Raw genomic sequence first — 21,983 nt, 5'->3', positions numbered from 1 at the left:
TTCCGCTAAACGAGGATCCGGTGTCCCCGTCATCGCCATCTTTCCCTGCTATTTCAGCGCTGCAGCAACCGCTCTTCCCGCCGTTCTCCCCGAGAACAGGCAGCCTCCCAGAAACGTCCCTTCCAGCGCCCGGTATCCATGAACGCCTCCGCCGCCAAATCCGGAAGCTTCGCCCGCCGCATAAAGACCGGCAATTGGCTCTCCCGTCAGACCAAGCACCCTTCCCGAAAGATCGGTCTGAAGCCCGCCCAGTGTTTTACGGCTGACAATATGCAGACGGACAGCAATGAGCGGGCCATTGCCCGGTTCCAGCATTTTATGCGGCTTAGCAACCCGTATGAACTTATCTCCAATATAATGACGGGCTCCGCGCAAAGCCGTAATCTGCAAATCCTTCGTAAACGCGTTGTCCATCTCCCGGTCCCGTGCTTGCAGCTGCCGCCGAATCGTTTGCAAGTCCACCAGACTGCTGGCTGTCAGCTTGTTCATGCCCGTGACGAGCTCCTCCAGCGTATTCGCAACGACAAAGTCCTCACCCTTATCCATAAAAGCTTGCACGGGAGCAGGCGCGCCCGGCAGAACACGCGACAGCACTTTTCGAATGCTTTTGCCCGTTAAATCCGGATTTTGCTCGGAGCCGGAAAGCGCAAATTCCTTCTCGATCATCTTCTGCGTCAAAATAAACCAAGAATAGTCATAGCCAGTCTTTCTCAGCGCCTCCAATGTGCCCAGTGTATCGAAGCCTGGAAAGTTTGGAGCCGGAAGACGATTGCCCTGCGCATCCAGCCAGATAGAGGAAGGCCCGGGAAGAATGCGAATGCCATGATTCGCCCACACCGGATTCCAGTTTTTCAAGCCTTCGGTATAATGCCACATCCGGTCGCGGTTCACGATTCGTCCGCCCGCTTCCTCCGCAACAGCAAGCATCCTGCCGTCAACATACGCAGGTACGCCAGAGAGCATATGACGAGGCGGATCGCCCAGCCTCTCCGGCCAGTTCTGCCGGACGAGCTCATGATTGCCGCCGATTCCCCCGCTGGTCACGATGACCGCAGGCGCCTCATACGCAAACTCACCGGCGATCTCCCGGGAGCTCTCTTGTCCCCGCTCGGCATCACTCGGAACTAAAATGGAACCGCTTACACCAGTTACGGCACCATTGCTCAAAACAAGCCGTTCCACCCGATGCCGCATATGCAGCTCTATTAGACCCTTCGCCTGATGCTCCCTTACCCGCCGCTCAAACGGCGCTACGATGGCCGGTCCCGTTCCCCAGACGATGTGGAACCGCGGCACCGAGTTGCCATGACCCTCGGCCAAATAACCGCCGCGCTCCGCCCAGCCGACAACCGGGAAGAAGCGTACGCCCATTCCGTGAAGCCAGGATCGCTTTTCTCCGGCAGCGAAGTCGAGGTAAGCCTCCGCCCATTGACGGCCCCAATGATCCTCATCGGCACGATCGAATCCGGCCGACCCCATCCAGTCCTGCCAAGCCAGCTCTTTGGAATCTTTAATCCCGAGCCTCCGCTGCTCCGGAGAATCGACGAGAAACAAGCCGCCAAACGACCACCACGCCTGCCCTCCGAGCGATGCCTCCGGCTCCTGATCCAGCAGCGCTACTCGTTTCCCCGAGTCTGCGATTTCCGCCGCCGCTACGAGACCCGAAAGCCCTGCACCCACCACAATTGCATCATATTTCAAGATCGCCCCTCCTCGCTAATCGCTACTTGCGGGTAGATAATATCTGTATAATAACATAGAATTTTTTGGAATTCTCCATAAAAAATACCGAATCTTCTCCTGTATCCGAGCATAAAAAAAGAGCGTTCCAAACTTTGCGTTTGGAACACTCTTTAAGCGCTATTCTTTAGGCTGAGACAGCAGTCTCAGCTTTACCTTCAGCTTCAGCTTCTTCTTCATCTTTACGTCCCGAGAGAAGCAAGTTCATTGCAATAGCGGTAACAGAGCCCGATACGATGCCGTTTTGCAGCAGCATTTTCGCAAAGTCAGGCAATTGGTCGAAAATTTGCGGTACAGCCGCCGAACCCAGGCCAACCGCGATGCTGCAGGCCACGATCAGCAAGTTTTTCTCCTTGCGCAGATCAACGCCCGACAAGATCGAGATGCCGGAAGCTGCAACGGAGCCGAACATGACGATCATCGCGCCGCCCAGCACTGCGCTCGGGATGACTGTCGTAATTGCAGCGAGCTTAGGGAACAAGCCCAGAACGATCATGATACCGCCCGCAGCGAAAATAACATCGCGAGTTTTCACGCGGGTCAACGAGATCAAGCCGACATTTTGCGAAAATGCCGTATAAGGGAATGCATTAAATATGCCGCCCAGCATAATCGCAGCGCCCTCTGAGCGAAGGCCGTTGACGATTTGTTTTTGCTCCACCTTCTGATCCGTCGCTTTACCGACTGCCAGATAGACGCCCGTCGATTCCACCATGCTGACGATGTTGACGATAATCATCATGACAATTGCCGTCAGGCTAAACTGAGGCGTTCCGAAGTAGAACGGCTCAGCAATGCTGAATCGGGAAGCCTCGGCAACCGGCGCGAAGCTGACGATTCCCATTGCGTATCCGATCCCAGTGCCCACCAAGAGCCCGATAAGCACGGAGATAGAGCGCATGAATCCTTTGGTCAAGCGATTGACCAGCAAGATGACGACCAGTGTCACCAAGGCCAGCAGCAAATTGCTCGGAAGGCCAAAACCTTCCGTTCCTTGACCGCCCGCCACATTATTCATGGCAACGGGAATTAGAGATAGACCGATAATCGTTACGACCGATCCGGTTACAACAGTAGGGAAGAACCGCAGCAGCTTCCCGTAGAGAGGGGCTGCCAGTACAACGAATAAACCGGATAAAATAATGGCTCCATAAGCAGTCGCCAAGTTGGAGGTTGAAGCGATGGCAATGATTGGACCTACCGCCGTAAACGTACAACCCAAGACGACAGGCAGCCTGCTGCCGAAATATTTGGTGCCCATAACTTGAAGGATCGTTGCCAGTCCGCATGTGAAGAGATCAGCGGCAATCAGGTACGCCATTTGCGTACCATTCAAGTTCAACGCTCCGCCGACGATAAGAGGAACGATGACTGCCCCCGCATACATCGCCAGAACATGCTGGAATCCTAACGCAAGCACTCTCTGTTTGCTTAACATGAAATTATACCTTCTCCTTTAATCGTTCAGCAGACTGCTGCTCTGTGAAATGTATTTCCCCCGGCGCCATCTTGGCGATTCGAGCGAGCGAATGAACGTCAACGCCCATTTGCTCCAGAAGGCCGCGGCCTTCCTGGAAGCCCTTCTCGATCACGCAGCCTACGCCAACAAGCTCGGCACCCGCCTCTTTCACAATCTGCACCAAGCCTACAAGCGCAGCGCCCGTTGCCAGGAAATCATCGACGATGAGCACCTTGTCATCAGGTCCCAAATACTTTTGCGAGATGCTGACCTGATAGGTCTCCTGCCGAGTGAAGGAATGAACAGGCGCAGTATAAACCTTCTCAGCCTGCGTAATCGCCTTTTTCTTCTTCGCGTAAACGAATGGAACGTTCAGGGCGATTCCAGTTGCCATAGCGAACTGAATGCCGCTTGCTTCAATCGTCAGCACCTTCGTAATCGTCTTCCCTTCGAAGATGCTCGCAAACTCCCGTCCGATCTCCAGGGCAAGCGCCGTGTCCACCTGATGATTCAAGAACGAATCGACTTTCAGCACCGTATCGGACAATATTTCCCCCTCTTGACGTATGCGTTCTTCCAGCTTTTTCACTTGTCGTCAACTTCCCCTCTGTGTGAATGAAAAAAAAGAAACAAACTCCTTGAGCTATCCGCTCATGAGAAGCCTGTCCCTACGGTTCATCCCTTATCGTGTCCGCGACTCCCGCTGCTCTTGCCATGAACGTGCACAAGAAGAACAAGCGATAGAAAGCCATCGCGAAGCACTCATAGTCGGATAATTTGCATTGGCTATCCGGTAGAAACTTATGGGCCATATCCCCAAAATTATATGAGTCAAGCTATAAAAACACAGAATATATACTACACTAGTCTCTCAAAAAGTATCAAGTGGCAATTTATACGGAAACCGTTACATCCGCCGCCGATAAATAAAGAAAAGCCGCCCCTTGGGACAATGTCATTAAGTTAACTTAATGACATTGCTCTTGGGAGCAGCCTTCTTTTATAAATGCTAGGCTTGAGCCAGCAGCTTCCGGATACCGTCTACAGCAAGCTGGTGGTCTTCCTCACCGGCTAAGCCGGAGACGGTGACAGTGCCGACCTTGCCTTGGCCGCGCACGAACAGCGGAAACGAGCCGCCCTCGCCTTGATACTCGGACAATGGCAGGTTCGCGCCGTCTTTAAACGTCGTCCCCTGCGACTTGAACAATTCACCGACATACAACGAGCTGTGCCCAAAGTGATTCACGACGTTTTTCTTCGTGTTCACCCAGTACACATTTTCCTTGGAGGTACCCTCCATATAATGCGTGAACAACGGGTGCTCATCATTTTCAATATGAATGGCGACGCCTTTGCCGATCTCTTCTTTGGCGATCTGACAGATGATAAGACCCAGTTGAAGCGCATCTTCGTGAGTAAAAGCCGTAAACTGCAGCTCTTCTTCCTGAGCCAGCAATCGTTTCAATTCATCATTCATCATCTATCCGCTCCTTCTACAGTTCCTAGCTGCTTCTCCATCTTACATGAATTGTCCCGGAACCAAAAGCGGTATTCACATCCGTTAAATAAAGCCTCCATTCGCACGGAGCGTTTGCCCTGTGACCCATTGCGAAGCGTCGCTCGCGAGGAAAGCTACGACGGCGGAAATGTCCTCCGGCTCGCCGATCCGGCCAAATGCGTTCATTCCGGACATTCCTTTGATCTGCTCTTCGGTCTTTCCTACCGTAAATAGCTCGGTGTTAACCGGCCCTGGAGCGATGGCGTTAATCGTAATGCCTTTAGGACCAAGCTCTTTAGCCAACTGCCGTGTCAACTGCTCAACCGCGCCTTTCGTTGCCGCGTAGACGCTGTAAGTCGGGAACATGGCGCCTGCTACGGATGTAGAGAAATTAATGATTCTTCCGTTCTGAGCCATATGCAGGGCAGCTTGCTGAATCGCGAAGAAAGTACCTTTGACATTAATTGCGAACTGACGGTCAAAATCCTCTTCGGTCAGCTGCCCGAGCGGTTTAGTAATCATGATTCCGGCATTATTAACGAGAATATCGATTTGTCCGTAAGTTTGCAGCGTTTCTTGGAACAAACGCTCTACGTCGGCAATTTTGCTGACATCCGCCTGAATGGCCGCCGCTTCTCCGCCTTGCTGCTTAATGCCGGCAACGACTTGCTCCGCTTTATCCGGGCTGCTGGCGTAATTGACGACAACCTTTGCTCCGTTACGGGCAAGCTCCTCCGCAATTTTTTGCCCGATGCCTCTGGACGCTCCTGTAACTAATGCGACTTTACCCGTTAAATTTGCCATGAATAATCCCGCCTTTTCCTTCTATTTTCAGTGCATGATCTGCTCATTTGAATAATCTGCTTGGTATTGTCCCCCAATCGGGTTGACTTGATTATAGGCCCCGCGAATAACAAATGTCAACTAACAAAATTATAACTTTGTCATTATTTAATTTAATACGGGTTGGAACGCGATAACCGAAGACAAAAAAGCTTCTCCCCTTCAATAAACGGGAGAAGCTTTTTTGACAGATCTATTTAGATGAGGCAAGGCCGGAGAGGAGCAGCTTCCATAGACTGCCGAACTCCTCATCTGCAGATTCCCCCGTCCATTCCGCTGCATGTGCCGGATGATGGAACTTTGCCGTTGCAGAAAATACAGCACGGGCCAGCCGATCCGCCGGCTGGTCGTATCGGAAAGCTCCAGACACCTTGCCTCGCTCCAGCAGCACTTCGATTTGTCCGGTGAGACTATCGATATGCTCAGCAATAATCGCCGTAGCATCGAGCGTTACAGCCGCATACATCGCGAACATTTCGGGATCGTTGAGCGAAGCGCTTCGTTTGATCTCGATAAGAGTTTTTAGCCACATATGCAAGGCTTCATCCGCATCGCTATGCTGCTTCTCGATAATAGCACTCAATGGTTCCGCTACGCTTTGTTGAAGCCATCTTTCCGTAACGGCTTCACGAAGCGCGGTTTTGCTAGGAAAGTGACGGTAAAGCGTGCCGTGACTAACCTGCAGCGCCTTCGCAATGTCAACGACCGACGTTTTGTCCGGTCCATACCGGCGAAGCACTTGCTCCGCGGCGTCCAAGATCGCTTCCTTCGTTAAAACTTGATCATTCGCCATCGCTTATCTTCCTTTCTGCTTGCCAAAAGCATAGCATAACCGATGCGAAATAAAAACAATATTCATTTTTTGTCATTTGATAAAGAGACTTGGTTAGGCTCTTTTCCCGATGTACAGCAGATGCGAGGATACACCCCGGATGGATGGATCATTGGCTACTGAAATTAGAAATTCGATATATTTATCATATTCACCGCTGTCCAGCCAATACTGCTTTTGCTCCTCGTTCAGCAGGTTGCCGATGCTGGAGGAGCTAATCACATCGATCGTCTCGAAGCCCTGGCTTTCCATGAACGGCTGGATCTCCTCGGCTCCGAAGTAGAACGCCCCGGTAAATCGGCCTTGATCAGCATGATCGAATAATCCGTTATCGTAAAAATGCCGGATGGACGCCATACTGTCATTAGGCTTCCAGTTGCGGGGCGACTGCAGCGAATTGATCGCCATACGCATCCGGGTTTGAACGGCGACAAATACGATGCCGCCGCTTTTGGTTACACGGTGCAGCTCTTTCACCGCGGCCACCCGATCTTGCTCCAGTTGCAAATGATACAGCGGACCCAGCATGAGGGCTGCATCATAGCCTTCATCCGGCAATTCATCCAGGGATACGGCATTGCGTACAAGAAATCCGTCGAATAGCGGGAGTAAGCCAAACTCCTTCGCTTTTTCCCGTGCGGTGTCCACCATTTTCGGTGTCAGATCGGTCAACGTGACCTGATGTCCCCGCTTCGCCAGTTCCATCGCATACTTACCAGGTCCGGCACCGTTATCGAGCACTTTTCCGGCAGGCGGCATATATTTCATCATATAATGCATGTTCACAATAAACTCCAGCGGTTCGCGGTCCAGTCTTCCCCACTCATCGAAAAAAGAATAATAATCGATTACTTTGTTCATCGCGATACATACCCCCGATTTTTCATGGAATAGGATGATACGAAGACGACCGCCTTTGATAAGGCGGTCGCTTCCGTATTCTTGTAAGATAGATATTCGCCATTTGACGGCTGCGACCGAATTGTCCTTACAGATGCTATAAGCCAGCACACTACTCTTGCAGTGTTTGTTCGCTGAATGCCCTATCTAATTACAAGTTACTCACGGATGGCTCTCGCTGCGGCATCCAGCGCATTAATCACTTTATCACACCATTGATCAAATTCCGGGTCCTCCGTTTGATGCTCGGGATGGGCCAGTATGTAGTGGATCGTCTCCCTCAAGCCCTGATCCAGCCGGGTCGTGGCAACAAATTCCGGCACAAGCCTTTTAACCTTGGAGTTGTCGAACACGACCGTATTGGCTTTGTCGCCAAGCAACCCGCCGCGGTAATCCTCTGTGCTGCAAGCATCCAGGAATGAAGAGGCCACATGAACCGCGTTCAACTTGACGCCAAGCGCATCGGCAATAATTTCATAAATCTGATTCCATGTTACCGACTCATCGGATGTGATCTGCACAGATTCTCCGATTGCATGGATGTTGCCCATAAGGCCGATAAAAGCTTTTGCAAAATCGCGGTTATGCGTCATCGTCCACAAGGAGGTGCCGTCCCCGTGAATGATAACCGGCTTATTCTCAAGCATCCGCTTGGCTACCTGCCAAGTGCCTTTGCTGCCATGAACGCCCAGCGGTATGGAACGCTCGTCATAAGTATGGCTTGGCCGCACAATCGTAATCGGGAAGCCGTTATCCCGGTATTGCTTGAGCAAATAATCCTCGCATTCGATTTTGTCACGGGAATATTGCCAATAGGGATTCGACAGCGGCGTACCTTCGGTGATGCGGTAATCAGACAATGGCGTCTGGTAGGCCGATGCCGAACTAATAAATATAAATTGCTTGGTTTTGCCCTGGAACAAGCGGAAATCCCGCTCCAACTGAGCTGGCTGAAAAGCAATAAAATCCGCAACAACGTCAAACGTCATGCCCTCCAGCAGCTTGGCAATATGTTCTTCGTCTTGAATATCCGCTTGAATGACATGGGCGCCCTCAGGCACTCTGTCACTCTTCGTTCCCCTATTTATAAGATAAAGCTCGCATCCTTGCTCCACCAGTTGTTTCGTAATTGCTGAACTAATCGTTCCCGTTCCTCCAATAAAAAGCGCTTTCATCTTTCCACCTCCGCTAGTATTGTGAACACTTTAATAAACGACCTGCAGTTCTACGATAGCACGAGTCCAACCATCTGTATAGGCGAGCTCCCCTTATGCTACCGTGGCAGACTTGCGACGGCTTCCACATAAAGCGGATATAGCGTCTCCCACTCCTGACGTCTAGCCTGCGGTTCAATGCTCCCGCCATTTATCAAAATCCCGATAACGTCCAGGCAAACATGCCAACCAGCCAAATCCTTAGCGGTATGTTCTTCGGCGATTTTATGAATCGTCTCCTCCAAAACCAGCCGGCAGCCCTCTGGCTCCGGATGCAGCTCGAATCTTACGCGATCCTCGGCCCATGCGTATTCTAGAATTGAATGGGGCTCACAGACGAATATCTCCATCTCCTCGAAGTTGCCGTCTCCCATATTGAATTTGACAGTTCCTCCCGCACGAAGCTCATCGATCCGAAGCTCCGCGAACCACTGGGCAAGCTTATCATTCTCCGTCAACCACGCCCATACTTCTTGTGCCGAATGTTTCAAACTCCGCTCAAACCTGGCGCTATAGCCATTCTCCACTTGCTGAATGTTAGCCAACATCGATAGATACCTCCTAAGTATGGGTAAAAGACAAGTACATTGCTATTGGGCTGCTTCTCCACTCAGATCTCTCTTTAACGAACCGGCTTCGCTAATTTGCGAAGCCAACTTCGCTACATGCCCCGTGCTGCCCACCACACTGTTGGGTCTCCGCTTGCCCCGCCAAAAAGCTTCCGCTAACGAACCTGATTCGCTATTTAACGAAGACAAATTCGCTGTTCCGCCATCTCAAGTATCGTCCGCTACGATTAACGAACCTTTTTTCGCTATTCGTGAACCTAGGTTCACCAAAAGCGAAATCAAGTTCGCTGTTGCTCCGTCGCTACCGGCTGGCACCTTGAGCAGCGAAGTCTGATTCGCTATTTAGCGAACCAGTTTCGCTATATGCCCCGTGCTGCCCACCACACTGTTGGGTCTCCGCTTGCTCCGCCAAAAAGCTTCCGCTAACGAACCTACTTCGTTATTTAACGAAGACAAATTCGCTGTTCCGCCATCTCAAGTATCGTCCGCTACGATTAACGAACCTTTTTTCGCTATTCGTGAACCTAGGTTCACCAAAAGCGAAATCAAGTTCGCTGTTGCTCCATCGCTACCGGCTGGCACCTTGAGCAGCGAAGTCTGATTCGCTATTTAGCGAACCGGCTTCGCTACATGCCCCGTGCTGCTCACCACACTGTACAAAAAAAGGCAATAAGAATCAGGTATGACACCTGGCGCTTATTGCCTTTTTTCGGCCCGACGTCTTATTTGTAGAATACTTTCTCTACATTGTACCTCGCCCGGCGCTGATTGATGATGAACGTCTCGTAGATGTCGCGGTGGACGGCATCTTCAACGACGCAAACCTCGATTTTCGCTACTTCGTCCCGCTTTGCTTTCATGACCGACACCGAATCCTCGAAATGCTTCTTGATTCGCGGACGCAGCTTTCTCGCTTTCCCGCAGAACAACAGCTCGTCCTTGTCGTTGTAAAACATAAAGATCCCGCCCTTATCCCTAGGGATCAGGTGAAAATCGGTAAAGCCGTAAATATTGCTCAGCACGGGGTTTTCCTGTTTCGTAATGGTAACATCCGGTGCCGGAACGATAATTTGAATCAAGCCCATTCACTTCCTCTGTTGTTATAGATGAAATACTATCACAAATGGCATAGGAACACATCCTAATCCTTATAAAAAGAACAGACGTTGCCTCCATTTTACCCCCGGCAGGTTAAGGGCGGCTCTGCATCAGGTAAAGTTTAGGTAAACACTCGCCAGGATAGGCATTTGCATCAAATCAAAAGCCTCCCCGGTAAACACCCAACCCGTTTGGTACGCTGCAACATAACCTACAGTGTACTCAACATGTTGGGAGGTGCATTTCATGTCCGGTTTCGTTGGCGGTGCTTTCACTAGCCCTGCTGCCATCCTTGTACTGTTCATTCTGTTGGTCATCATCGCTTGCAGCTGCGGTATTTTTGGCGGCGGCTTCGGCTACTAATTATTGAATGAATTGCTAAAGCCTCCATGCACACCGATTATCAGATTATTCCTATAGAAAACTCGAGAAAAGGCCCGGTTCAACGGGTCTTTTTTCGGTTTTTTAGGCAATCTAAAAATCATACTTCAGCAAGCATTACAGCTGACTATAATCGACTACATAATATGCCGCTCAAACTATTTCGCTTACTAAAGTTGAGAAACAATAATTTTTTTAGTACACTAGAGTCAATAAGAAGGAGGCGGACAGCAATGACTGAATCAGCTAACATTATGGAAATTGGCATCAGTACGTTTTTGGAGACAACACCGGATCCGTTGACCGGGAAAACGATGAGCCACGCGGAACGATTGCGGAACGCCGTGGAGGAAATTATTTTGGCCGATCAGGTCGGATTGGATGTATATGGCATCGGCGAGCACCATCGTCCCGATTATGCGGGCAGCACTCCGGCAGTTGTACTGGCGGCTGCCGCACACGCGACCAAGCGAATCCGGCTGTCCAGCGCCGTAACGGTGCTGTCGTCGGACGATCCGGTGCGAGTATACCAAGCTTTCTCCACGCTGGACGGCCTCTCTAATGGCCGAGCAGAGATTATGGCAGGCAGAGGCTCGTTCATCGAATCCTTCCCGCTGTTCGGTTACAGCTTGGACGATTACGATGCCTTGTTCGAGGAAAAGCTGGAGCTGCTGCTGGCAATCCGTGAATCCGAGAAGGTCAGCTGGCGCGGCGGTCATCGCCCGGCCATCGATAACCTAGGCGTCTACCCGCGCTCCGAACAGAGCCCGCTTCCGGTGTGGATTGCGAGCGGAGGCAACCCGCAATCGGCTATCCGGGCGGGCGCGCTGGGACTGCCAATAGCATTCGCTATCATCGGCGGGATGCCGGAGAAGTTCGCGCCACTGGTTGCGCTCTACAAGCAGGCAGCTGAGCAAGCCGGACATGATCCGAGCAAGCTGCAAATTGCTACCCACTCCCACGGCTTTGTCGCGGATACAAACGAACAGGCGGCTGAATCGTTCTATCTTCCGATGCAAGCGCAGATGAACGTCATCGGACGCGAGCGCGGCTGGACCGGCCAATACGACCGGGAGACCTTTGACTGGTCCCGAAGCCTGCGGGGCGCTCTCTATGTCGGCGATCCTGAGTACGTGGCCGAGAAGATCATTCTGCTTCGCAAAAACCTTGGCCTGACCCGTTTCTTCCTCCATGTGAACGTCGGCACGATGCCGCATCGCGAAGTGCTGCACGCGATTGAGCTGCTTGGCACGAAAGTCGCGCCGATCGTCCACAAGGAATTAGCCCGTATCGAAGGGAAGCAGTAACCGACTCCTGCAATAAGCTTTTGCGAAACCCAAAGAAGCAGCCTCCCGTTTTATCAACGGGAGGCTGCTTCTTTGCTGCCGATTTATTTTCAAAACGTATCATAGCTGACGAATTCGCCAACAGGCTTGCGGTAGCCGCGCGGACGCTGGCTGGACGTATCTTCTTTGCCGATCGTAATCATCATAACCGGTACATGGTTCTCCGGAATGTTCAACAGGCCGCTGACCGCATTAGCATCAAATCCGATCATCGGGCATGTATCCCAGCCTTTGTCCTTAGCAATCAGCATGAACTGCATAGCCGACAGACTCGCATTACGGATCGCTTCATCCCGTTTGAACGTCTCTCCACGCTCTTCATAGAAACCTACAACCGATTCAACGGTCGCATCATATTCTTGCTTGCTCATGACGCCCAGATTCAGCAGCCCCTCATGGATCGGCCCGACATCCTGATAGGCATCCTGATTGCCTAGTACCATAATGACAGCGGACGCGGTTAACACTTTATATTGTTTCCCCGCCGCTTCATGCAATTGAGCCTTGACGGCCTCGTCCCTCACGACTACATAGCGGGCATGCTGCAAATTAAAAGCCGATGGCGCATATTTCACCAGTCCAAACATTTCGTTCAGCTCCTGCTCCGATATCTCAACCTCCGGTTTAAACTTCATCGCGGATCTGCGTTCTTTCACTACTGTTGTCAACTCGCTCATCTTCATCTCTCTCCTTCTCATGATGTAATTCAATGCTTAAATCTTCAATTAAAGATATGCAATGCAATCCTATAAGCTATGGGAGATAAAACCAAATAAATATCTTGAATTAAAGTTATTATATTTGAAGATATTTGTCAACCTCTGAAAGCCATTAATATTTTCTTAAAATAGAACCTTTAAATATTCCTTGACAGGAATATTCCTTCGGGAGTATATTCAGAGCAGGAATTACAACAGCAAATAAATGAAAACATAATCAAGTCCAAAACAGGAGGCAGCATCAATAATCAATGACCATCATGCCGGGGTCGTGAAGGAATACGGCGCAATTTAAGGCGTGAAAGAAACGCTTGACCGGCTAGAGGAACAATCCGCTGTAATGTGAGCACACTGTATTTAGGATTCAGACCCTACAAACTATAACCCAAACGCCATAGGAGGCCCTAACATGTCCGAGAATCAAGCACCTTACGAATTGGAAATTACACGCACATTCAATGCTCCCCGCGAGATTGTGTTTCAAGCCTGGACCGATGTGAATCAATTGAAGCAATGGTGGGGACCAACTGGCATGGAATTAGAAGTGTCCAAGCTTGAGCTTCGTCCGCAAGGTATTTTTCATTACAGCATGAAGTCCCCTGAAGGACACGTAATGTGGGGCAAATTTGTATTCCATGAAATTGTCGAGCCAGAGAAGCTAGTATTCGTCAATTCCTTCTCCGATGAGGAGGCGAACACCATCCCTGCTCCGTTTAACGCTGACTTTCCAATGGAAATCAAAAATACGCTGATCTTCACCGAGCAAGACGGCAAAACGCTGCTAACGATGCGTGGCGGCCCGATTAATGCCACCGAGACTCAGCTCCAATTTTTCAAATCCATGCATGAATCGATGCAGCAAGGCTTCGGCGGCACCTTTGATCAATTGGACGCATTTTTGGCTAAAGCTTAAGTTAAACAACCAACAAAGCCACCAGCCGGTGGTTTTTTGTTTTGACAGGATGTAACGAAATCCATAAATCACAGTCTTATAGAACAAGGAGGTGAGAATCTGGCCGATTTTGAGCGGATATACCAGCAATATTTTCAAGAGGTTTACTTGTTTGTTCTTTCTCTAAGCCGAAATGAGGCGGTAGCCGAGGAAATTACGCAGGAAACGTTTTTCAAAGCGTTGAAGAGCATCGATACGTTCAGGGGGAATTCAAAAATAAGCGTCTGGCTCTGCCAAATCGCCAAAAATACATACTTTTCCCATTATGAAAAGCAAAAAAGACATGAGCCCTTGCAGTCGCAATCCGTCACGCAACCACGTTTCGAAGAGGCTTTGCTGGATCAAGACGACTCTTTCCGCATTCATCAAGCGCTTCATCAGCTACAGGAGCCTTATAAGGAAGTTTTTACGCTTCGGGTATTCGGGGAGCTAAGCTTCGCGCAAATTAGCCAATTATTCGAAAAAACGGAAAGCTGGTCGCGGGTAACGTTCTACCGGGCCAAACAAAAAATTCAAAGCTTGCTGGAGGAGGAATTCTAATTGCCCAATATGCCATGCGAGGTTATAAAAGATCTGCTGCCGCTCTATATCGATCAAGTGTGCAGCGAGTCCAGCAAACAGCTGGTAGAGGAGCATCTAGCGAAGTGCGACAGCTGCAAAGCGGAATATACGAAAATGCAGCAAGAGATCCGGCTTCCGCAAGAAACGGCCGCACTTAACCGCACCGAGGCCAATGCCATTAAAGAAATATCGGCTTTCTGGAATCGCTCTATTGTAAAAGCGACCTTGAAAGGAGGACTTATTGCTGTCCTGTTATGTCTTGTTATTTTCTTCGGCAATATGGGTTTAAGACAGTGGAATGTACTGAATGTGCCTTCATCCATAATCGAAATTGCGGACGTAAGCCAGCTGGCGGATGGCCGGATCGCTTACCATGTCCGATTGAAGGATGGCTATGATCTGAATCAGGTCAGCTTCAATATCGATGATAAGGGGAATTTTTATTCCATACCCCGCCGACCTATTATTAAAGCGAAGCCGCTTGTAGACAAAGGACTCCACAATATGTATTACATATTCGACATAGCTGAAATCAAGGCCTACCAATTAAGTAACAGCAAAGTTAAAGACATTGAGGCGCTCTACTTCGGGTCAAAGAAAGATCCGGTGCTCGTCTGGAAAAAAGGGATGAAGCTCCCGCCTGCCAACGATAAGGTGGAAGCATTCTTCACGGCAAATGAAGGTGAACTGAAAGCGGACATCCCCTTTCCTTAAAACTCAAGCTGACGTACCGGCAGCGGTGTGACTCTTCAAATCGGCAAAATCGCCGCTGCTCGCCGTACGTACCGTATTCCGCCCGCCGTTCTTGGCTTCATAAAGCGCACGGTCCGCAGCGCTCAGCGTCTGGCTTACCGTTGCAGTGCTTCCTGCTTGAGCAGCAACGCCAGCAACAGAGGCTGCAACCGCGACGCCAAAGCTTGCCGTAATAGAGATAATCGGCGGCGGTTGCGGCTGAGGCTGTGACTGCGATATTGCAGGCAGCACTAAGGGCTGCGCGGCGATTGCCGCCCGGATCTGCTGCGCAGCGGCAGCCGCTTCATGCAGCGATAGCCCCGGCATCGCAACGACAAACTCCTCGCCTCCATAGCGGGCGAAAATATCATTCGGACGAAGCAGACTGCGGCACAATGCCACGACGTGCAACAAAGCTTGATCCCCTACATCGTGGCCGTAAGCATCATTAATCCGCTTAAAGTGGTCGATATCGAATAACAGAAACGCCAGTGGTTCAACATTGGAGGCCGCTTCATCCAGCAGCTTCTCGCTTAATTGAATGAAATGAGAGCGGTTATATACGCCGGTCAGGCCGTCATGATAAGCTAGGTCGCGAAGCTTCTCTTGCAGCTGCACCCGCTCCGTTACATCGATCAGAACGATCAGCTTGCCATTCTCCTGCCCGCCCTTCTTCCGCACAATCGAAGAACGGATCTGATAATAGTACGATTGTCCGTCGATCATCCAGAGCACTTCCTCCTCCTGTATCGGCGAAACGTCACGTGCCGAACTCTCCAGCTCCTCTTCCTTTGGATCAAGCAGAACCGCATCCGTGTGCATTCGCCATAACGGTTCGATGGAATGACCAATCGAATTGGCCGTAAGCTTCGTGATAACAGAACCCGCAGCCGGATTATAATCGACCAGCCTATTCTCCATGTCCAGTACGAGTACACCGTCGCCCATGCTTTCAAACAGATTATCTCTCGCAATCGGGGCGACGTTCATCAACCCTTTGCCCGCGAGCGCGTACATATACATCGCAGACGTTACGGTCATAATGACCGGAATGGGATCGATGCCCTCCGGCGTCAAATTGCTCAGGTAAGCAAAATCTCCTGCAATCGGAAGCAGCAGTCCAACCAGCATCGTCACATGCTGGAGACGGTACGACGATTTCATCCGATTCCAGTAAAGCAGGAGCAGCACGACACCACCGAACATACAGCCGAATGTAAACCCGCCTTGAATGATATACCAGGGCCCTGCAACAAGGTCTACTTTCAGGAAGGATGCGGTTTCGCTAATCTCTATAGACCGGTAATAAAAATGATGAAACTCATTCGTCATTACAAGCAGCAGCGTCACAACAGGCATGACAAACAGCCCGATCCGCAATGGAGGCTTCAGAAACCGGTCCATCCCAAGGAAGTACATAATAAGCAGCAGGCTGATCGGCGGCAAAAAAGGCAAGCCCCAATACTGGACTTTGATCCACAATTTGATCTCCGCAAGCGACTCCGCTGAAAGCTCCAAAGCCGAACCAAATACATAGATCGCTGAAAACAAGCTAAGGGCGATAAACGTCTTCGACATCGCCTGCTTCGATCGATTGGTGAGCACGTAGATCCCCATAATGACGTTGATGACGCCGGCGGTGACGATAAGAGTTAAGACAGCGGAATAAGGCGTTCCCATGATCCATTCGCTCCACTACAAAATTTGGCCAAAGCTAACACAGCCAGCCGTGTACCCTACTATTAATCCGATGGTATCACAAATGGGAGCGTATGTGGGATGCCGTTGTCGATTGTTACGAAAAAAGCTCGAATTAGAAGAAATTTCTAGCGAAAAGAGTCACAAAACCTCTCATCATTGAGCCACAGTCTTGAAGTAACGGTATATCTTTTCCAATTTCTCACCCTGATGGCCGTTCTTCTTTTCCATACTGCCAAATTCAAAAAACTTAACGTTTTTGATACCCACATACTGCAGCAGCGCTTTCCTCATTAACGTCTTGTGGGCATTGTTCAGCCAGTATAGCGGATACAGCGCCGGTCCCTTCATTGTCGACACGCAGACTGCCGTTTTCCCCTTCAGCAATCCCTCCGGCAGCAGTCCCCCTGTGTCCCGGTAAGCAAAGTTGGAAGCAAACATTTGATCGATATACCCTAACAGCATTGCCGGCGGCCTTCCCCACCAAATTGGGTAGACGAATACGATTTTATCCGCCCAAAGCAGCTGCTCCCGATATTTCGCTAGCTCAGGCTCTTTATGCATATCCCTTCGACGCTTGTTCTTGTTGAACACGAGCACCGGATCAAATTGCTCCTCATATAAATCGAGCACCTGAACCTCTGTGATCTTCGCGTTTTCATGGCTGCCTTGCAGCACTTTTTGAAGAAACGCATAGCTCAAGCTTTCGTGATTGGGATGCGTATAAATAACTAACGTGTTCATTCCGCCACCTCTTTACTTATCATTTGATAACAAAATCATAGCACCCCTCGCATTTAGTTGTCAAATGATAATTGTGTTTTGATAATTATTTTGATATCGTGAGATTAAAGAGGTGATCCGTATGGATAAAGAAGCTTTTTTCCATCGACTTGTAGCTTTTACGGCTGCGGTGCATGAAGTCACGCATGATTTCACAAAAGACGTTATACCGGATGACATTACTCCCGTCCAATATGGCATTTTGGAATATATTGCAGTCAGCCAACCCGTTACCCTTAGCCAAATTAGCGATTGCAAGCATATCTCAATGCCCAATACGAGCCGTGAGCTGAAGAAGCTTAGCGAGAAAAATCTATGCGAGAAGTTTGACGTCGAAGGCGACCGCCGCAAACAGTTTATCCGGCTTTCCGCAGAGGGACAGGCTCTTATGAACGGCGTGTTCGGGCAGTTGGGCAACCGCTTCTTCGAACGGATGAAGGATGCCGCTGCGGAAGAGCAGCAAGCGATTAACGAGGCTTTGGAGCTGCTGCACACGAAAGTGTTCTATCGGAATCGTTAACCCTAACATAAAAGAAAGCACTCCCCTCCCAATGGGAGGAGTAACCTGTACCCATATCGAATAAAATGAATACGAAGGCGGCTTCATTGCTGCCTTCATAATCATCCCATTCCAAAGAAGGCAGGTGCACGGTAGTGAAATTCAATGAATACCCTTATGAACGTCCTGATGTGAAAGCTTTTGAGCATACGTTTAAGGAGCTGCTGTCCGCCTTCACGTCTGCACAACGATATGAAGAACAGGACGCTGCGATGTCTGCCATCAACAAACTGCGCAGCGAATTCGATACGGCTCAGAACATCGCAAGCATCCGTCATTCCATCGATACGAATGATGAATTTTATAAGGCGGAGCAGGATTTCTTCGACGAGAACGGCCCCGTCGTGCAGGAGTATATAACGGACTACTACCGGGCGCTCGTTGGTTCCAGCTTCCGGGAAGAGCTGGAGCGCAAATGGGGACGTCAGTTGTTCCAGTTGGCGGAGCTGTCGCTCAAAACGTTCAGTCCCGAGGTTATCGAGGATTTGCAGTTAGAAAACAAGCTGACAACGGAATACGCAAAGCTGATCGCCTCGGCAAAAATTCAGTTCGAAGGCGAAGAACGGACACTGTCCCAGCTTGCCCCCTTCCAGCAGTCAACCGATCGCGACGTGCGAAAACGGGCTTCGGAAGCATCCTCCGGCTTTATGGCTGAGAATGAAGAGAACTTCGACCGCATCTATGACGAGCTTGTCAAAGTACGGACGAAAATCGCACGGAAGCTCGGCTTTGCCAACTATGTAGAGCTTGGCTACGCGCGGATGTCGCGCACCGACTACAGCGCAGAAATGGTCGCCAATTTCCGCAATCAAGTGCTGGAACACATCGTGCCCGTCTCTTCGAAGCTCAAGGAACGCCAGCGCAACCGGATCGCCGTGGAGCAGCTGCTCTACTATGACGAGAATTTGGCCTTCCTTACCGGGAACGCCAAGCCAAAAGGCGATCCGGAGTGGATCGTGAACAACGGAGCGACGATGTATCAGGAGCTGTCTGCGGAGACAGACACGTTCTTCCGGTTCATGCAGGACAACGGACTCATGGATCTGGTCAGCAAAAAAGGGAAGCAAAGCGGCGGCTATTGCACCTATATCAGCGAGTATGGCGCGCCTTATATTTTCTCCAACTTCAACGGTACCTCAGGCGATATCGACGTTCTGACGCATGAAGCCGGGCATGCCTTCCAGGTGTACGAGAGCAGAAGCTTCGCTGTGCCGGAATACAGCTTCCCGACCTATGAGGCTTGCGAAATCCATTCGATGAGCATGGAGTTTTTCACTTGGCCTTGGATGGATCTCTTCTTCAAGGAAGATGCGGACAAATACCGGTTCCAGCATCTCGCCAGCGCCCTGAACTTCTTGCCTTACGGTGTAACCGTCGATGAATTCCAGCATTTCGTCTACGAGAATCCCGATGCAACACCAGCGGAACGGAAGCAGGCATGGCGGGAGATTGAGAAGAAATATTTGCCGCACCGCAACTATGCGGACAATGCTTATTTGGAGCAAGGCGGCTTCTGGCATAGGCAGGGGCATATCTTCAGCTCGCCGTTCTATTATATCGACTACACACTGGCGCAAATCTGTGCCTTTCAATTTTGGAAAAAAATGCACGAGGACCGCGATGCCGCATGGTCGGCCTATCTCGACCTATGCCGCTTAGGCGGCAGCCTCTCCTTCACGGAGCTCGTGCGCGAAGCAGGCCTGATCTCGCCATTCGAGGACGGCTGCGTAACCTCAGTCATCGGCAGCATCGAGAGCTGGCTGAACGGTGTAGACGACAAGGCGCTTTAGTTCACTGACCGCCCTGTTGCGAAAAAAAAGCAGGACTGCCATGATGGTAGTCCTGCTTTTTCGTTTGCAGCGCATATTACGGTTGCACCGTCCCGATACCGTCCCTTGACTCCCAAGACTTGACTGCCTTTAGAGTTGTACTCATATTTCTCGGCGTTGCTCCGTCACGACACCATCCCGGCCTCCAACGATAACGAGGTCAGCCATATTCACAAACAGCCCATTTTCGACCACACCGGGAATTCTGTTCATTTGTTCGTTCAATTTGACCGCATCGTCTGTGATCGCTTCAAACTGGCAGTCGATAATATAATTGCCGTTATCACTAATGAACGGAGCTTGCTCCTTCATGCGCAATTGCGTGCTGCACCCCAATTTCTCCAACTGCCTGCGCGTGGCCTCCCAGCCGAATTGTACAACCTCTACCGGGAGAGGAAACTTGCCCAAATTCGTTACCGCTTTCGAATCGTCAGCGACAACAATAAAACGTTTGGCGTTGGCGGCAACCAGCTTTTCGCGCAGCAACGCACCACCGCCGCCTTTGATCAATTGGAGCCGCGCGTCGAATTCATCGGCTCCGTCGATCGCCAGATCAAGCTGCTCCACTTCGGCAAAATCAGTTAACGGAATGCCCAGCTCCGCAGCGAGCTTTTCCGTCGCCTTCGAGGTCGCTATACCTTTTATGTGCAATCCGTCCTTAATGCGTTCTCCCAGCTTCATCAGCGTCCAGTAAACGGTTGAACCTGTTCCCAGTCCAACTGCCATTCCATCCTCTACATAGTCGGCTGCTCTTTCGCCGGCTAATCTTTTTGCGTCCATCGTTGCCGTCCCCTTCCCTTATTTAAATACCGCTATACCGGCATAATTGCTCTATAAATCTGTGCCTGCCTTGTCCAACTTTAAGAGATACTGATTGAAGGAATATAGAGCTATTGTTAGATAAGGCAAATAGCTGTTGCATCTATCTTAGCAATAATAAAATCCGGCCTCAATAGCGGGGCCGTGATTATCCTGATCGCCAGATTCTCCTCACAAAATCACACTTTACAAATAAAGGCAAAAGAATTAAAGTTGTATGTACAAACAACTAGTTGGATTTCGATCGAAAGGTGGCGCCTATTATGCTTGATGTTTATTTCAAGGAATGTCTTTTCTTCACAGCCAACCGCCTCAGCAGAGTCATTACGAAAATGGCAGAGGATGCATTCAAAGTAAGCGGGCTTTCTCCAACCTCGGCTTTCCTGCTGATGGCCTTGTATGAGAAAGACGGTATTTCTCAGAAGGAGCTTGGCCAAGTCCTTCATCTCCAACCCTCCACCGTGACCCGGGTTATTGAGAAGCTTGCAGCCAGCGGCTTATTATATAACCGTTCCGAAGGCCGGCTGTCCCTCATCTATGCTACGGATAAAGGTAAAGCATTGGAAGCATCTATCCACGAATGCTGGAATAATCTTAGAAGCAGATATAATGCCATCTTGGGTGAAGAGGGTGATCAGCTTTCGTTGCAGCTTTATCAAGTAAGCGATCAGCTAGAGAAAATCGAATGAGCATTCATTTGATTTTTATTTTCCAATAGTTGCTTGTGCAAACAAATTAAATATTGAACATTGGAGGCGTGTTGTTATGAATAGTGTTCTCTATTATTTAACTTATGGATCAGCTCTCGGGAGCGGCTTGATTGCGGGCATATTTTTTGCCTTTTCCACCTTCGTCATGAAAGCTCTTGCAAAGCTTCCAGCAGCACAAGGCATAGCCGCTATGCAGTCCATTAATACGACGATTCTTCAAACCTTGTTCAGCTTGGTGTTTATGGGAACGGCCTTAATCTGCGTTGTTCTTGGCGTTGCTGCGTTTTTCAATTGGGGCTCTCCCGGCGCCTCATACGTGCTAATCGGAAGTTTGCTTTATCTGCTCGGTTCTTTTATAGTGACGGTCATTTTCAACGTACCGCTTAACGATGCCTTAGCCGCCGTGAAACCGGGGAGCCCCGAAGGCGCCCGGGTATGGGCGGGTTATTTGACGGACTGGGTCGTCTGGAATCATGTACGAACGTTCGCTTCATTGGCGGCGTTGGCTTCTTTTATCATCGCGATTCGTAAATGGTGAGGCTCAACTAGCTAACCCCTCCACTATAGGTCCCGATTAAACCGTTGTAGTAGCGCGAATTGAGCAGTTGCTGATGGGAACCTTGCTCCTGCTAAATTACGAATAGGTAACTAGCACTTGCATAATAACAGCGCTATACACTATACTAATACAAATATTGAATCGTGCCGATGAAGAGAATCCAACTCGGAGGCGTACTCGTC

At 50.1% G+C, this 21,983-nt stretch carries 23 protein-coding genes and 1 riboswitch; of the genes, 9 read left to right on the top strand and 14 right to left on the bottom strand.

The features are described 5' to 3' along the window. Nucleotides 1-48 precede the first annotated feature (48 nt). From IEX98_RS15445 to IEX98_RS15400, 10 genes are all read right to left on the bottom strand, one after another. A complete protein-coding gene (locus IEX98_RS15445; protein ID WP_188890100.1) occupies nucleotides 49-1,701 on the bottom strand; it encodes an FAD-binding dehydrogenase in 1,653 nt (550 codons plus the stop codon). Nucleotides 1,702-1,867: 166 nt separating this feature from the next. Continuing rightward, nucleotides 1,868-3,178, bottom strand: coding sequence for a nucleobase:cation symporter-2 family protein (locus tag IEX98_RS15440; protein ID WP_188890099.1), 1,311 nt, complete (start codon nucleotides 3,176-3,178; stop codon nucleotides 1,868-1,870). Nucleotides 3,179-3,182: 4 nt separating this feature from the next. Beyond that, complete coding sequence (locus IEX98_RS15435) at nucleotides 3,183-3,788, bottom strand: xanthine phosphoribosyltransferase (protein WP_188890098.1); 606 nt, start codon at nucleotides 3,786-3,788, stop codon at nucleotides 3,183-3,185. Nucleotides 3,789-3,944: 156 nt separating this feature from the next. Next, nucleotides 3,945-4,049, bottom strand: a riboswitch (purine riboswitch). Between the two features lie 159 nt (nucleotides 4,050-4,208). Then, nucleotides 4,209-4,679 (bottom strand): heme-degrading domain-containing protein, encoded by a 471-nt coding sequence (locus IEX98_RS15430; protein ID WP_188890097.1) that lies wholly within the window; start codon nucleotides 4,677-4,679, stop codon nucleotides 4,209-4,211. An 81-nt stretch (nucleotides 4,680-4,760) separates the two neighbouring features. Then, the gene (locus tag IEX98_RS15425) at nucleotides 4,761-5,501 is read right to left on the bottom strand and encodes an SDR family oxidoreductase (protein WP_188890096.1); all 741 of its coding nucleotides are present in this window, start codon (nucleotides 5,499-5,501) and stop codon (nucleotides 4,761-4,763) included. A 232-nt stretch (nucleotides 5,502-5,733) separates the two neighbouring features. Then, nucleotides 5,734-6,333: a TetR family transcriptional regulator gene (locus tag IEX98_RS15420; RefSeq protein WP_188890095.1), complete on the bottom strand. Its 600-nt coding sequence runs from the start codon at nucleotides 6,331-6,333 to the stop codon at nucleotides 5,734-5,736. Between the two features lie 93 nt (nucleotides 6,334-6,426). Continuing rightward, complete coding sequence (locus IEX98_RS15415; RefSeq protein WP_188890094.1) at nucleotides 6,427-7,233, bottom strand: class I SAM-dependent methyltransferase; 807 nt, start codon at nucleotides 7,231-7,233, stop codon at nucleotides 6,427-6,429. 197 nt (nucleotides 7,234-7,430) lie between these two features. Next, entirely contained in the window at nucleotides 7,431-8,447 is a 1,017-nt protein-coding gene (locus IEX98_RS15410) for an SDR family oxidoreductase (RefSeq protein WP_188890093.1), read from the bottom strand. A gap of 98 nt (nucleotides 8,448-8,545) precedes the next feature. Further along, on the bottom strand, nucleotides 8,546-9,034 hold the full coding sequence (locus IEX98_RS15405; protein ID WP_188890092.1) for an SRPBCC family protein: 489 nt from the start codon (nucleotides 9,032-9,034) through the stop codon (nucleotides 8,546-8,548). A gap of 743 nt (nucleotides 9,035-9,777) precedes the next feature. Next, complete coding sequence (locus IEX98_RS15400) at nucleotides 9,778-10,134, bottom strand: GIY-YIG nuclease family protein (RefSeq protein ID WP_188890274.1); 357 nt, start codon at nucleotides 10,132-10,134, stop codon at nucleotides 9,778-9,780. A 265-nt stretch (nucleotides 10,135-10,399) separates the two neighbouring features. Here IEX98_RS15400 and yjcZ point away from each other — a divergent pair, with 265 nt between their 5' ends. Beyond that, nucleotides 10,400-10,516, top strand: coding sequence for a sporulation protein YjcZ (gene yjcZ / locus IEX98_RS15395; RefSeq protein WP_081735465.1), 117 nt, complete (start codon nucleotides 10,400-10,402; stop codon nucleotides 10,514-10,516). Nucleotides 10,517-10,767: 251 nt separating this feature from the next. Then, nucleotides 10,768-11,841: an LLM class flavin-dependent oxidoreductase gene (locus tag IEX98_RS15390; RefSeq protein ID WP_188890091.1), complete on the top strand. Its 1,074-nt coding sequence runs from the start codon at nucleotides 10,768-10,770 to the stop codon at nucleotides 11,839-11,841. Nucleotides 11,842-11,930: 89 nt separating this feature from the next. On the opposite strand, the gene IEX98_RS15385 is transcribed toward IEX98_RS15390, so the two are convergent. Next, complete coding sequence (locus tag IEX98_RS15385) at nucleotides 11,931-12,557, bottom strand: nitroreductase family protein (RefSeq protein ID WP_188890090.1); 627 nt, start codon at nucleotides 12,555-12,557, stop codon at nucleotides 11,931-11,933. A 451-nt stretch (nucleotides 12,558-13,008) separates the two neighbouring features. Here IEX98_RS15385 and IEX98_RS15380 point away from each other — a divergent pair, with 451 nt between their 5' ends. The 3 genes from IEX98_RS15380 to IEX98_RS15370 all read left to right on the top strand — a co-directional run bounded on the left by IEX98_RS15380 (nucleotide 13,009) and on the right by IEX98_RS15370 (nucleotide 14,826). Continuing rightward, nucleotides 13,009-13,512, top strand: coding sequence for an SRPBCC family protein (locus tag IEX98_RS15380; RefSeq protein ID WP_188890089.1), 504 nt, complete (start codon nucleotides 13,009-13,011; stop codon nucleotides 13,510-13,512). 63 nt (nucleotides 13,513-13,575) lie between these two features. Then, nucleotides 13,576-14,091, top strand: a complete 516-nt coding sequence (locus IEX98_RS15375) for an RNA polymerase sigma factor (RefSeq protein ID WP_308421801.1) — start codon at nucleotides 13,576-13,578, stop codon at nucleotides 14,089-14,091. 9 nt (nucleotides 14,092-14,100) lie between these two features. Further along, complete coding sequence (locus IEX98_RS15370) at nucleotides 14,101-14,826, top strand: zf-HC2 domain-containing protein (protein WP_188890272.1); 726 nt, start codon at nucleotides 14,101-14,103, stop codon at nucleotides 14,824-14,826. A 3-nt stretch (nucleotides 14,827-14,829) separates the two neighbouring features. Here the strand turns inward: IEX98_RS15370 and IEX98_RS15365 are convergent, their stop codons facing one another. Further along, nucleotides 14,830-16,524, bottom strand: a complete 1,695-nt coding sequence (locus IEX98_RS15365) for a histidine kinase N-terminal 7TM domain-containing diguanylate cyclase (protein WP_188890088.1) — start codon at nucleotides 16,522-16,524, stop codon at nucleotides 14,830-14,832. 174 nt (nucleotides 16,525-16,698) lie between these two features. Further along, a complete protein-coding gene (locus IEX98_RS15360) occupies nucleotides 16,699-17,286 on the bottom strand; it encodes an NAD(P)H-dependent oxidoreductase (protein WP_188890087.1) in 588 nt (195 codons plus the stop codon). Nucleotides 17,287-17,407: 121 nt separating this feature from the next. On the opposite strand from IEX98_RS15360, the gene IEX98_RS15355 reads away from it, so the two are divergent. Together IEX98_RS15355 and IEX98_RS15350 are read left to right on the top strand one after the other, a co-directional pair. After that, entirely contained in the window at nucleotides 17,408-17,845 is a 438-nt protein-coding gene (locus IEX98_RS15355) for a MarR family winged helix-turn-helix transcriptional regulator (RefSeq protein ID WP_188890086.1), read from the top strand. A gap of 134 nt (nucleotides 17,846-17,979) precedes the next feature. Beyond that, the gene (locus IEX98_RS15350; RefSeq protein ID WP_188890085.1) at nucleotides 17,980-19,674 is read left to right on the top strand and encodes a M3 family oligoendopeptidase; all 1,695 of its coding nucleotides are present in this window, start codon (nucleotides 17,980-17,982) and stop codon (nucleotides 19,672-19,674) included. Nucleotides 19,675-19,815: 141 nt separating this feature from the next. Here IEX98_RS15350 and rpiA read toward each other — a convergent pair whose 3' ends face one another. Further along, nucleotides 19,816-20,493 (bottom strand): ribose-5-phosphate isomerase RpiA, encoded by a 678-nt coding sequence (rpiA, locus tag IEX98_RS15345; RefSeq protein WP_188890084.1) that lies wholly within the window; start codon nucleotides 20,491-20,493, stop codon nucleotides 19,816-19,818. Nucleotides 20,494-20,795: 302 nt separating this feature from the next. On the opposite strand from rpiA, the gene IEX98_RS15340 reads away from it, so the two are divergent. Both IEX98_RS15340 and IEX98_RS15335 read left to right on the top strand, forming a co-directional pair. Then, complete coding sequence (locus IEX98_RS15340; RefSeq protein WP_188890083.1) at nucleotides 20,796-21,221, top strand: MarR family winged helix-turn-helix transcriptional regulator; 426 nt, start codon at nucleotides 20,796-20,798, stop codon at nucleotides 21,219-21,221. Nucleotides 21,222-21,297: 76 nt separating this feature from the next. Beyond that, complete coding sequence (locus IEX98_RS15335; RefSeq protein WP_188890082.1) at nucleotides 21,298-21,780, top strand: anthrone oxygenase family protein; 483 nt, start codon at nucleotides 21,298-21,300, stop codon at nucleotides 21,778-21,780. The last annotated feature ends 203 nt before the right edge of the window (nucleotides 21,781-21,983 follow it).

The sequence above is a fragment of the Paenibacillus radicis (ex Gao et al. 2016) genome (genome assembly GCF_014641555.1).
GTDB classification, from domain to species: Bacteria; Bacillota; Bacilli; order Paenibacillales; family Paenibacillaceae; genus Pristimantibacillus; species Pristimantibacillus radicis.
Note: the sequence above shows the minus strand (reverse complement) of the source record. Positions and strands in the feature narration are given on the sequence as shown.